The organism is Silvibacterium bohemicum (assembly GCF_001006305.1).
GTDB lineage: Bacteria > Acidobacteriota > Terriglobia > Terriglobales > Acidobacteriaceae > Silvibacterium > Silvibacterium bohemicum.
The window spans coordinates 352,745-365,339 of sequence record NZ_LBHJ01000012.1; the positions used below are offsets into that span (position 1 = coordinate 352,745).

The 12,595-nt window shown below is 59.4% G+C and carries 11 protein-coding genes; 4 read left to right on the plus strand and 7 right to left on the minus strand.

Annotated features, from left to right (window positions below; genetic code table 11):
- Positions 1-54 precede the first annotated feature (54 nt).
- Both XX99_RS17830 and XX99_RS17835 read left to right on the plus strand, forming a co-directional pair.
- Positions 55-1,557 (plus strand): hypothetical protein, encoded by a 1,503-nt coding sequence (locus XX99_RS17830; protein ID WP_050060745.1) that lies wholly within the window; start codon positions 55-57, stop codon positions 1,555-1,557.
- A 375-nt stretch (positions 1,558-1,932) separates the two neighbouring features.
- Positions 1,933-2,925 carry a YncE family protein gene (locus tag XX99_RS17835; protein ID WP_156186060.1) on the plus strand — a complete coding sequence of 331 codons (993 nt, stop codon included), beginning with the start codon at positions 1,933-1,935 and terminating at the stop codon, positions 2,923-2,925.
- A 186-nt stretch (positions 2,926-3,111) separates the two neighbouring features.
- Here the strand turns inward: XX99_RS17835 and mnmE are convergent, their stop codons facing one another.
- The 6 genes from mnmE to rpmH form a co-directional block, all read right to left on the minus strand.
- Positions 3,112-4,500 carry a tRNA uridine-5-carboxymethylaminomethyl(34) synthesis GTPase MnmE gene (mnmE, locus tag XX99_RS17840; RefSeq protein ID WP_050060747.1) on the minus strand — a complete coding sequence of 463 codons (1,389 nt, stop codon included), beginning with the start codon at positions 4,498-4,500 and terminating at the stop codon, positions 3,112-3,114.
- 132 nt (positions 4,501-4,632) lie between these two features.
- The gene (locus tag XX99_RS17845; protein WP_050060748.1) at positions 4,633-5,199 is read right to left on the minus strand and encodes a Jag family protein; all 567 of its coding nucleotides are present in this window, start codon (positions 5,197-5,199) and stop codon (positions 4,633-4,635) included.
- A 100-nt stretch (positions 5,200-5,299) separates the two neighbouring features.
- Positions 5,300-7,072, minus strand: a complete 1,773-nt coding sequence (yidC, locus tag XX99_RS17850; protein WP_050060749.1) for a membrane protein insertase YidC — start codon at positions 7,070-7,072, stop codon at positions 5,300-5,302.
- A 62-nt stretch (positions 7,073-7,134) separates the two neighbouring features.
- Entirely contained in the window at positions 7,135-7,455 is a 321-nt protein-coding gene (yidD, locus tag XX99_RS17855) for a membrane protein insertion efficiency factor YidD (RefSeq protein ID WP_082125684.1), read from the minus strand.
- Positions 7,452-8,009 carry a ribonuclease P protein component gene (gene rnpA, locus XX99_RS17860; protein ID WP_231581466.1) on the minus strand — a complete coding sequence of 186 codons (558 nt, stop codon included), beginning with the start codon at positions 8,007-8,009 and terminating at the stop codon, positions 7,452-7,454. The genes yidD and rnpA overlap by 4 nt, the downstream gene beginning before the upstream one ends.
- A 44-nt stretch (positions 8,010-8,053) precedes the next feature.
- Entirely contained in the window at positions 8,054-8,209 is a 156-nt protein-coding gene (rpmH, locus tag XX99_RS17865; protein WP_050060750.1) for a 50S ribosomal protein L34, read from the minus strand.
- 294 nt (positions 8,210-8,503) lie between these two features.
- On the opposite strand from rpmH, the gene XX99_RS17870 reads away from it, so the two are divergent.
- Positions 8,504-10,651, plus strand: a complete 2,148-nt coding sequence (locus XX99_RS17870; RefSeq protein ID WP_050060751.1) for an O-linked N-acetylglucosamine transferase, SPINDLY family protein — start codon at positions 8,504-8,506, stop codon at positions 10,649-10,651.
- Positions 10,652-10,674: 23 nt separating this feature from the next.
- Here XX99_RS17870 and XX99_RS27765 read toward each other — a convergent pair whose 3' ends face one another.
- Positions 10,675-10,989, minus strand: a complete 315-nt coding sequence (locus tag XX99_RS27765) for a VOC family protein (protein WP_184085048.1) — start codon at positions 10,987-10,989, stop codon at positions 10,675-10,677.
- Positions 10,990-11,584: 595 nt separating this feature from the next.
- Here XX99_RS27765 and XX99_RS17885 point away from each other — a divergent pair.
- Complete coding sequence (locus tag XX99_RS17885; protein ID WP_050060754.1) at positions 11,585-12,460, plus strand: tetratricopeptide repeat protein; 876 nt, start codon at positions 11,585-11,587, stop codon at positions 12,458-12,460.
- The last annotated feature ends 135 nt before the right edge of the window (positions 12,461-12,595 follow it).

Consider the following 12,595-nt stretch of genomic DNA (forward strand, 5'->3'; position numbering starts at 1 on the left):
CCCTTCGTTTCCCGGTTGTTTTTCGAACCCATTCACTTTCCTGGAGGATGCTTGATGCAGAACTCGAAACCACTGAAGCGTCCGTTTCGCGATCATGCCCGATCGTCCGCCGCTGTGAACGCTATCCTTCTCCTGCTCTGCCTCGCTGGCTGCGGGACAACGACCTCTCCGTCGACTGCAACTGCGCCTGCTTCGGCGGCGCAGCCGACGGGTCCGCAGAACTACTTCGCCGGCTCTGTAGCCGGAAACACAGGCTTGAGTATTTACACCTTTGACGACGCGCCGCAGTCTCCCGTGAAAATGCCGAGCTTCTCGCAAACCATCGGTGGCGTGCCGCCGCAGATCCTCAGCGCCGGTACGTTCAGCGTGTCGCAGCGGGGCCTGCGCAGCCTGAGCATCTCCACGCTTTACGTTGAGAATTCCAGCGGTAATTCGCTCGGGCTTGTTCCCACCAGCCCGACACCGGGAACCGGCGGTTTTGCGCTGGAACTTGCGGGGCAGGCCGGCGGCTTCGTGCAAGTCCCTGTCGTGCTGCAGAACCAAACGCAATTGGTTCAACAGCCGGTCACGCCTCTGGTGGCAGCGAACGCATGCCCGAATTTCTCCACAGCGCAAACCTACCAGTTCCTTACCATCCCCGCAGGGGTACTGCCTGCCGGCGCGATGCCGGCAACCCTCGGCTGGGATCCGACCAGCGAAACCGCGTTCGGAAGCGTCGACATCAGCACCAGCGGCAGCACCGTCAATTTCAAGAACATCCAGCAGTTCCTTTTGCCCTCTGCCTCAGTCAATGGAAGCGGACCGGGTGGAAGCGCAGCGCCCCTCCAGCCGCCGCCATCTTCGCTTACGGGCGTCTGCGGTCCTTCCGCCTACGGCTCGACCATCGAGGTTCCAGGAACGGAAGTTGTTACCACTCCTGGTGTAGGAGGTAGCGGCAACAACGTTGACTCCCCCCAGGCCACCATCGGGATCGGTCCCTCCGGCCTGTTGGTGGAAGGCAATGGATCCAACCCGCAGGATATTCTTGCCAACTCATCCCCTCCGCTGCCCTATGAGAATGCCCTGGGAGCGGGAACCGGTGCGGTGGGGCTTCCCAAGCCCTCCGCCGCGTTGGACACCGGCACCGTGGTCGGCGCGCAGTATCTCGGCTTCATCTATGGCGCGGGTCAGTACACCGTCCCTACTCCGATCGTGTCTTCGCACCTGGCGTCGTTTGGTTTTCCTCCCACTCAGATCGGCTGCACCTCGGTTGCCCCGAGCACCAGCACCGTGATCTATGGCGGCGACTTCCCGCAGCTCAACGGACAGGACAATCCCTCGGCTCCGCCGAATTGCGATTTCGCCATCGATCTCGGCAGCCAGGATTCCAGCAACGCTGGTCTGTATCCCAATGCCAAGGTCACAGTTGAAGGCGGGTACGCGGCTAACGCCACCGGCGCAACCGATTCTTTCCCGGCAGTCGCGATCGCCGGACAGCTCAATGGCAAGTACGCGATCTTCGTGATTGGAGAAGACTCGACGCAGCCATGGGCGATCTATCTGCTGCAGTCGAACTAAGGCCGGCTCCGGGAACCGAGTGTTGCAATCCGGGAAATTTCAGTTCGCGGTGATGAGATCGAGCTGATGTTCCTGTCTACGAGATTGGCTACCCCGCAGCTCTCCGCGCGTTTCATCGAATATTGACCGCGGCGCGTTGAAGAGAGGTGGCCCCGGCAGTCAACAGTACAGATAAGAGCCGCTACCCCGAAGGCTCTTCGCAAACATTACTTCGCATGATCCAGCTTCTTCATCTTTTGTGCAGCGCCGCCAAGGAGCACCGAACAACCACCGGGCCCGGTTGTCTTTTTTATCCACACTCCTACCCGCTTGCATGCGCTCGCAGCCGATTCGCATAGAGATATGCGTGCCCTCAACCCCGATAAGGAGATTTCGATGCAGAACCAACTGTGCAAACTTCTGGCCATGGCCGCACTGTCTACCAGCCTCTCTGCGATGGCAGGTGCGCAGACCATCAAGACTTCCATCGCATTTCCCTCTGGCGCTCAGGGTGTAGCGGTGAACCCGATCACGAACACCGTGTACGCTGTCGCTCCCAACAACGGTGCAGCCACCGACAACCTCGGGGTGATTAACGGAAGCACCGATACGCTGGCCCAAACCGTTTCTGTTCCCTCGGGCTCGCTGTTTGTTGCGGTCGACTATCTTGCCAATCGCGTTTACGTAGCCGGCTGCAACACCAACCTGAACCCCTCGCCCTGCACCGTAACCGTGATCGACGGCAAGAGCAATAAGACGCTGAGCACGATTCCGGTTACGACCACCCCCGGCTTCGGACTCACCGGAATCGTGGCCAACCCGCTGGACGGCAAGGTCTATGTAGCCAACGGCAGCGACAACGTCATCAACATCATTAACGGTTCTACGGCGAAGCTTCGCGACTCCATCGATCTGCATGGCAACCAGCCGGTCGCGATCGCCATTAATCCAATCCTCAACCGTCTCTATGTTCCTTTTGGCTCTGACCTGACCGCTGTTATCGAAGCCGGAGCGAAAAAGATCATCGCTAACACCGTTTTTGGATCCTCGACTATGGGCGCAGCGGCGAACTTCGTCACCGGCAACGTGTTCGTAACGGATCAGGAGCCCTCCGGCCTGTCGATGACCGGAGTGCTCAGCCACAAAGGTGCCCTGCTTGCCAGCCCCACCGTGGGTGACGCTCCGTTGGGCGTCGATGTGGATCCGGTCACGAACCTTGCCTTTGTGGCCGCCACGGCGCAGGATGCCGTTGACGTGATCAGCGGTGCTAACAACACTGTCACGGCGACCATCCAGGGTGTTCCGGCAAACTATGTAGCGTTGAACTTCGCTACCGCGAAGGTCTACGTGACGGGAAGAACCGGTGTGACGGTTTTGACCGAGAAATAGCTTTGCTTTTGCAGGCTAGTTCACGATGAGCCGACACTGTTGAGCATGAGCTAGTCCTGCAAAGAAAGAGCCAAGGCGACAACCATCGTCTTGGAACGCGAAGGGCCAGAGTGGTTATCCGCTCTGGCCTTTTCCGTTTTCCTGCTGGGCTGATTAGTCGTGCAGGTTGGGTGCGGCCACGCGATATTACTTGCCGATGCAGAAGGTGGAGAAGATGCGGTTGAGGATGTCGTCGGCTGTGGTTTCTCCTGTCAGGCTGTCGAGCTGGCGGAGCGTGCTGTAGAGGTCAAGGAGCAGCATCTCGTGCGGCGTCTTCCTGGCGACGGCTTCTTCCGCGGCTACCAGTCCGCTCAATGCCTCGGTCACTGCCTGGTGCTGGCGGAGGTTAGTGAGGATTCCGCTTTCACTTTCTCCGGTTGGTGCGCGCACCATGCTCAGCAGCGCGGCGCGGAGATCGTCGATGCCCTGGCCGGTTCTTGCGGATGTGCCGACTACGGCCATTGTTGATTCGCCTACCGCATTGTCTTCCAGATCCAGATCGATCTTGTTGCGAACGATCAGAGCCTTGCGTCCGGCGAGCGATTGGATGATCTGCGCTTCATCTTCGCGCAGCGGTACTCCGGCTTCGATCACGACCAGGACCAGATCCGCATCGGCCAATGCCTCGCGCGATTTCTGGATGCCGATCGATTCTGCTTCGTCGGTCGATTCGCGCAGTCCCGCGGTGTCCACGAGCTCAAGCGGAATGCCGCCCAGAGAGACTCGCTCGGTCACCAGGTCGCGTGTGGTGCCGGGCGTTGCGGTGACGATCGCTCGCTCGCGCTCGACGAGGCGATTGAAGAGCGACGACTTGCCGACATTCGGGCGGCCTACGATGGCCATGGTCAATCCTGAGTGGACGATGCGGCCGTGCTCGAAGGAGCGGGCGAGTTTTTCGAGGTCCACCGAAATTGTATCGATGCGAGTTACGATTTCCGCATCCGGCATCAGATCGACATCGTCCTCGGCGAAGTCGATGCCGGCTTCGAGCACTGCGATCAGCTCTACAAGAGTCTGTTTCACCGGCCGGATGCGGCGGGAGAGTGCGCCATCCATTTGCTCGGCCGCGGTGCGCGCCTGGTAGAGGGTCTGCGATTCGATGAGATCGCGCACCGCTTCGGCCTGCGTGAGGTCGATGCGTCCGGAGAGGAAGGCTCGTTCGGTGAACTCGCCGGGCCGCGCCAGGCGGGCGCCATGCTGCAATGCCAGGCGCACCAGCAATTCGAGGATGACGGGAGAGCCGTGGGCCGCGATCTCGATCAGGTCTTCGCCGGTGTACGATTTCGGCTTCGCGAACCAGGTTGCGATGGCTTCGTCGAGTTTGCTGTTGGATTCGGGGTCGTGAATCTCGGCGAAGCGAGCGAGTGCGTGCGCGAGTGGACTGCGCAGGGTCAGCAGCGCGTTGGCGATCTCCAGCGCGTGGGGGCCGGAGAGGCGCACGATGCCGATGCCGCCTCGTCCCGGCGGGGTTGAGATAGCCACGATAGTTTCGTGGGCAATCGATTCCTGTTCGGCGACTTGGGGATGAGGCTGCATTGAGATGTTCGAGGTTAGAGGGCGGATGCAAAGGGCCGAGGACTAAAGCCCCGTGAACTTTGCGACTTATTCGTGAGGCTGAAGCCTCACGCTCCCTGCGGAAACCGGCTTCTTCATGAGCAAGGCGCGAGGCTAGCGGCGGCCGCGGCCGCTGGTTAACGGGGCGGGTGGCCCGGCTAGCGCGGCTAGTTTGCTGGTGTCGTACCCTTTGGGATGGGCGACTACGAAGCGGCGCAGGCCTTCGCCGGTCGACGATGTCGCGAGATCGTCATAGTCGCGGAAGGCGAGGTGCAGCATACGGCGCTCGCGCGAACTCATCGGAGCGAAGCTATAAGGCTGTCCGGTGTGGCGCACTCTTTCGGCAGCAGTCTCGGCGGCCAGTCTCAATTCACGCGCCCGGATGGCCTTGAAGTGGTTGGCGTCGAACGATACCTTGTCGTGCTCTTCGTTTTCGAGGCGGATGATCTTCGCGGCTACATGCTCGAGGGAGCGAAGCAACTCGCCGCCGCGCTGGGTCAGCAATCCTGCATCGGGACCCACGAGCTCAACGTAGATCTCGCGCGCTTCCAGCTGATCGGGATCGGCCGCGCCAGCTCCGGCGGTGATCCTGTATTTCAGTCTGAGACCGCCTGTGGTGGTAAGGGTCTTGAGAAAGGCGGCTATCTTCTGTGCCGCAGCAGAATAGTCCTCGATGGGCATCGACTTAGTATCTCACTCCGTCCGGATTTCGTCAGGTCGCTTCTGAAAAGCAAAAGCGCCCGGACGAATCCGGGCGCTTTGGGGTGGACTTTCTTTGCGTTTATCTTCGAGCGTTGATGATCTTGCCGTTCTTTTTAGCCGCTCTTCGAATGGCGATCTCGCGGATTTCGCGGCCGAGGCTGGTGCGGTTCATCACCATCTGCTGGGCTACTCCGATGAAGTTACTGCATGCCCAGTAGAGCGACAGGCCGGAGCCGAAGTTCCACATCATGAATCCGAAGACGGCGGGCATGGTGAAGGCCATCATCTTCTGCTGCGCCGGGTCCATGCCGGGTGAGGGCGTGAGGAACTGCGTCAGGAACATGGAGACGATCACGAAGATAGGCAGGATGTGCCAGGGATCGGGCGAGGCCAGATCGGGCAGCCAGAGCCAGTGCGCGTGGCGCAGCTCGATCACGTTGCTCAGCATGCGGTAGAAGCCGAAGAGCAGCGGCCACTGGATGAGCATGGGCAGGCAGCCGCCGAACATGTTCACGCCCTCGCGCTTCTGCAGATCGAAGATCTCCTTCTGCATATCCTGTTTGCGCGGGTCGGTGGTTTTGTACTTGGCGTACTTGGCCTTGATGTCGTCCATCTGCGGCTGGATACGCTGCATCTTCAGCGACGACTTCATCATCTGCAGGCGGGTGGGCAGCATGGCCAGGTTGAGGATGATGGTGAGCAGCAGGATGGCCCATCCCCAGTTCGGCACTACGTGCTCGTGAAGGAAGCGCAGGAAGAGGAAGAGCGGCTTGGCGATGATTCCCCACCAGCCGAAGTTCACAACCTTTTCGAGGTTCAGGCCGCTGGTGGTGTGGATCGAGCCTAAGACGTCGAGAGACTTGGGTCCGGCGAAGATGCGGGTATTGATCTGACCCGAGTTATCGCCGATCGCCGCGCCCAGCACCGAGGCGGAGTCGGTCACGTTGGGATCCGGCTTCTTGCGGTTGCGTGGAATGGCCAGTGAATTATGCAGGCTGACCACTGTCGCATCGGACGGGGTGTCGGGAAGAAAGACGGTCGCAAAGTAGAGATCGCTGATGCCCGCATAGTCGAACGGTCCGTGCAGCGTGTCGTTGCCGACGACTTTCTTGGCGGGCAGCTGGTCGTCCTTGCCGCTCTGCGAGAGATCGAGCATGCCGCTGGCGTACTGCGGCAGCGTGCTCTGGTCGCCGAAGCCGGAGGGCCACGAGAGAAGCGTAGTGACCGGTGCGCCGTTCTGAGTCACGGTCACGGTGGCGTGGATCACGTAGGTGGAATCGAAGCTGAAAGTCTTGTGAACAGTCAGTCCGCCGGCGGAGTAGTCGAAGCTCAATGATCCGGGCTCGGCGATGGAGCCGGTTGCCGAGGGAACATACAGTCCGCTGGCCAGCTTGCCGCGCAGGTTCGCGTCGTAGGCGTAGAGAGAGAGCGGATAGCCGAACTTGGCCGCGGCCTCATGATTCACAAGGTCGAGAGGTCTTCCCTCGTCGTCTGTGTATTTCTTGAGAACCCACGACTTCACCTGGGCGCCGCGATTGGTGAAGGTGATGCGATAGAGCTCGTTCTCGATGACGCTCTGGCTTTCAGAGGCTGCGGAGACGGTTCCGGCGGACGGAGCGGCGGTCATCATCATCATCGCGGCACCCTCGGCTGGGGCCGAGGAAGCTGGCGACGTGGAGCTCGACGATTGCGCCTGCTGCTGCGTGGTCGTCGGCTGCTCCGGCGCTTTCTTGCCCTTGTAATACTGAAGGCCAAAGAAAATCAGGATGAAGAGGCCGGCGAAAACGAGGATGGTGCGCGAGTCCTGACCGCCGCCGGCACCTTGTTGATTCGGGTTTTTTATCTCTGCCAAACTACTGTCCTATCCGATCGGTAAATATCGAAACGACCGCACTCCAATGGTAATTGGCGCGATCAATGCGCGGGTCTGGGTGTGGATGTTGGTGCGCCGGCGTGGGAGAGCGAGTCATCGCTTTCTTCCCGATGCCGGCAAAGGGTGTTGGGAACGGGATCGAAGCCGCCTTGGCCGAAGGGGTGGCAGCGTGCGAGGCGGCGCAGGGCCAGCCATCCGCCGCGGAGAAAGCCGTGCTGGCTGACGGCCGTGGCTGCGTACTCCGAACAGGTGGGCCGGAAGCGGCATGCGCCCGACTGTCCGCTCAGGGCGTGCAGCAGGGGCGAAACCACCAGCTTGTAGGCGCCGAAGACGAATGAGATGGAGCGGTCGCGCAGGCTCATCGCTGGGCCCCATGTTTCCGGGCTGGGCTGTTTCCTGAAGAACGTTTGTCGGCCGCCGCTGAAGACCGCTTGCCGGCCCCTGCAGGCGGCTTCTCGATATGCGAGGAGACGGTCGAGAAGACGCGGGCGACCTCGTCGGAGAGCTTGCCGAATTCCATGTCGATGACGGACTTGCGCGGATGGAGGACGACGTCGACGGACTGCGGCAGGCGTGCCAGGTTCATCCGCACCGCTTCGCGCATGCGCCGCTTGATGCGATTGCGATCAACGGCCTTGCCCAGCACCTTGCCTGCGGTGAGGCCCACACGCGGAGCTGAAATCGCACTGTTCCCGGCCAGGTCCACTCCGCGCTTGCGGAAGAAGAAGCTCATGGAGGGGGAAAAGTGCTTGCGGCTCTCCTTGTAGACACACTGGTAGTCAGCATGCTTTCGCAGGCGGCTGCCGCGCTGATCGGGAGAGTCGTCCGGCATAGGACTATTGTCGCGCAAGTCGGGAGGCGCACTCCAGACAGGAATGACCGCGGCAGTCCAGATTGCCTGACTGCCGTTGTTCATAGAACGCAGACTCTTTCAGGGTGGGAAGAAACGAAAGTGAGGGGCTAGTCGCGGTAGCTAGGGCTGACAGAGACGCGCTTGCGGCCCTTGGCGCGACGGCGTGAAAGGACGGCTGCTCCGCTCTTGGTCTTCATGCGGGTGCGGAAGCCGTGAACCTTCGAACGACGGCGGCGATTGGGTTGAAATGTGCGCTTCGGCATGGAACTGCGCTCCTATAGCTTTTAAGAAGTAATAAGCCGGCAGGCACAGGACAAAATGCCACTTCCGGACAAAGATTGAGTATATCTTATCGGGCTGGGCGGGGCAACGAAGCCAGTCCGGGGCCGGCTGTGCCTGTTGGCAGAAAATCTTTTCCCACAGTTGAGAATCAGCTGTCGGACATGTTTTTGGTGGTTTTTTGATGATCCTTTGCGCTCTGTAGAGTGCATCCTCCGAGTGATGTAGTTCATGCCGCGCAAGACGTAAACTGACATGCCACTGCGCTTTGGAGGCTATTGAAACTGTCGGCACAAAATGAGCTCCTGGCGCAAGCCTTCGCAAAACACCAAGCGGGTCAGGTTCGTGAGGCACAGGCAATATATGCGGAGATATTAAGGAACGACTCCGCTCATTCCGAGGCCCTGCATTTCGCAGGACTGGCGGCTCACCAGACAGGGAATAATGAGGAAGCCATCACGCTGATGGGGCGCGCCCGGGAGATGGGAGCTACCAGCGTTCATCATTATGAAAATTTCGGCCAGGTTCTGGCCGCGAGCGGATTGCACGACCAGGCGGCGATGATCTACACGGCCGCCTTAAAGCTCCAGCCAAGGTCGTATGACGCCGCCAATGGCCTGGGCAGGGCGCTCGAACAATTAGGCAGGTTCGAGCAGGCTCTTGTTTGCTTTCAACTAGCCACCGCGATCAGGCCTGCCAGCGCCTCCTCGCTCAACAACTGCGGAGTTGTACTTTCCCGGCTTGGTCGGATTGACGAGGCAATTGACTGCTACCGGCAGGCCCTGGTACATAATCCCAGCTCCGCCGAAGTTACCAACAATCTTGGGGAGGTTTTGCGGAAAAAGGGTGAGTTGAGAGAGGCGATCCTTCGCTGTAAGGAGGCAATCGCCCTAAGACCCGACTTCCCTTCCGCCCATATCAACCTCGCGAACGTTTACCAGGATCAGGGGTTGTTGCAGCAAGCCGTCGACGCTTACCGGAACGCCCTGGAGCTGAATCCGCAAAGCACACTCGCCCACACCAATCTTGCGGGAACGTTGGCCGAGCAGGATAAGCCGGAAGAAGCGAATGAAAATTATCTGAAGGCGATCGCGCTTCGGACCGGTAGAAACGATGCGTATAGCAACATGCTATACATGTACTCCACATTTCACTTCCTTTCCCCTCAGGAAGAAATCGAGGCCGCGAGAGGTTGGGAAAGAGCGCTGCTCAGCGACGGGGAACGCGCGTTGGCCCGCTCCCGCGCTTCGGTGAGGGGTGGGGTATTCTCCACCGATCCGCGTCAGGGCCGCTCCTTACGCGTGGGAATCGTATCGGCTGAGTTAGGACGACATGCGGTAGCGGTGTTTCTCCAGTCCTTTCTCGACCATCTGAATCACCGTCGCATACACCTCACACTCTTTCCTACGGTGATGAGGAATGACGTCCTGGCCGAGCACTTTCGCTCCCAAGCAGACGCCTATGTTCCCTTGATCGAAGTCCCAGATAGCCTGGCGGCGGATCGCATACGGCAGGAAGGGATCGATGTGCTAATCGACACCACGGGCCACACCTCGCATTGCCACCTAGGCATCTTCGCGCACCGTGCGGCTCCGGTGCAGTGCTCCTACATCGGGTATTGGAGCACAACCGGCCTGACTGAAATGGATTGGTATATCACCGACGAGAATTATGCTGACGAATGCGACGGTCATTTCACGGAGGGGCTATGGAAGCTGCCCCACGTCGCTCATTGCTATAAGGGGGATGAGTCTCTGCCTGAGAGCGCATGGGCTCCTGACCCGGACGGAACTATCTGGCTGGGGTCGTTCAATCGTTACAACAAAATCCGGAACGAGACTTTATCTCTGTGGGCCAAAGTTCTGCGAGCGATTCCCAAGGTGAAATTACTGCTTGAGGATCGAGCGGAGTTTCAGGAAGAAACCCACGAGCGTATTCGGAAGGCTTTCCAGGAGATGGGGATCGCCTCGGATCGCATCGCCTTTTTACCTTGTGTCTTGAACACCGATTTTCCCACCCACATGCGCCTTTACGACCGCCTCGACATCGCACTCGACACCCTACCCACGAATAGCGGCACAACGGCATTTGACGCCTTGTGGATGGGAGTCCCGCTGGTGGCCTTAGAGGGGAGTCGGGTCAGTGGCAGGATGGCGGCTTCGATCTTGAAAGCCCTGGGGAAGCCTGAGTGGGTTGCTCAAACAGAGGAAGAGTACGTGGCCATCGTAAGCGAGCTGGTGAATGATACCGAAGGTCGCGCGAAGCTCCGAAAGAGCCTTCGCGCCTCGATGCTGGCTAGTGAATTATGCGACGGAGAGGGATTGGCGCGAGCCCTGGAGGAGGCGTTTGAGGCTATGCACGACCGTTGGCTGGCCTCCGCCCAGAACCCAATCTTGCCGTTCTCTTTAACCTCGCCAGGTTCATAGACGATTCCATCGCAGTGGTGAAATCAGCGGTTAGACAGTTGGATGGGGTTGCCGTCGGGATCTTTTCCGTCGCACAGGCAGAAGACCTCACCCTGCCGGACCTTCCCGAAGCGTGCGCCTCGTGCGCCCAGGATTTCACGGGTCGCTGCGACATCCTGGGCGTGAAAGACGATTTTAGGTCCCTTGCTGCCGGGTGAGGCGGGGCCGGAGTGCAGCGCAATCCGCGCACCGCCGGCGGCGAAGTCACGCCAGCCTTTCTCGCTTGTAACTTGTTGAAGGCCGAGCACTTCTCCATAGAATCGGGTCATCTCGTCCATCTGCCCGGTGAACAGGATCACCCGCGCCATCTCCATCCGTCGAACCCCTTTTCGTGAGTTTGATTCGGCCAATTGTACCGAGCCGGGATGAAGAACTTTTGCAGTTCTGCCGCAGAAAAGAGACTTGATTCGGGCATTGACGTGGTTTCCAATGACGACAAGAGCGGGCCAGATAAAACCTAGACCAGGCAATACTCGGGAGGATCCCGGTGCTCGATACCATTTCTCATCTGTGGAAGAAGATTCAACGCCTGTGGCGGCGCAATGCCGAACCGCAGGATCCTTATGCTGGTGTTCGAGTTCCCTTGAGGCGAGGTCCACACGGCCGCAGCTCGGCGGTAGCGCTGGCTGAGCCCGAAGAAGACAATTTCCTGGGGATTGCAGCGCGTATCGGCTCTCGGCGCAGATAGTCCATCGGGCCAGTTTCATCCGACATTTTTAAAAAAGACATGCCTGCCTTCCGGTTTTCGCTTGGGAAGCGGTTCGCCTCGGCATGTCTCAATTTCATGCAGTAACACTAAAGTTTCATGCGGTCGCAAATGGGGACTTGGCAGTTCTAGGCGAAAAGAGGGAGAATACGGCCACAAAAGTTGCTCGATGCTCGAAGGAGGTGAGTATGCTCACCAGGCATCCAGTTTCACCGATCACACCACGCGTGTTGGTTGTCCTTCTCGTTACCGCGTGCAGTCCTATCCCCAGCATTTCCGCCCAGGGCTCCGGCCCTTATCTTGATCGAGTCTCCGAATCGACTTATGTTTCGGCGGATGTCGCGCAGGATTTTCCCACGCATATTGCGGCTCAGCCGCAATTCCAGACTGTCTCCACTGTGAGCTACGGTCTTTCCTCGTTGAGCCCGGAGACGCAGGGCGACCTGCTGATGGTTCGCGAGCGATATCTAGCCGCGATCGACGCCTACAAGCATGCTCCGCAGGACTCGCCAGTGGTGTGGAACAAGCTGGGCATCGCTTACCAGCACATGTACGCGCTGGACTTCGCGAAGCTGCAGTATGAGAAAGCGGTGTCTCTCGATCCGAAGTATGCCGAGGCCATCAACAATCTCGGCACGATTTACTACGGAGAGAAGAACTATCACAAGGCGGAAAGCTGCTATCGCAAGGCGCTTCGCTACAAGCCGCAGACGGCGTCGTTCTACAGCAATCTCGGCACCGCCTACTTCGCCGACCGCAAGTACAAGCAGGGCGTGGAAGCCTACCAGCACGCCTTCTCAATCGACCCGGAGGTATTTATCCGCGAGTCGCTGGAGAGGATCGCGGAATTAGGTCCGGTCGAGGAGCAGGCGAAGCTGAACTATGCCCTGGCCAAGATCTATGCCCAGGCGGGGAATATGAAGGCTGCGCTGCTCTATCTGCGCACGGCTCTCAGCGAGGGCTTCGATGACCGCAAGAAGCTGATGGCGGATAAGGAGCTCGCCAGCCTGCGAGAGACGCAGGAGTTTCACCTGCTGATGGCTGAGGAGCATTTTAATAATTAAAGCCTGTTGCGGTGATGCTGCTGGCGGGGGAGAGCCCGAGGCTGAAGCCCCTTCTTTGCAGGGCAGGATTCAGGGGCCTGAAGGCCCCTGCTCCCTCCCGGAAGTGGAATCCCACATCTCAACATCGAGATATGG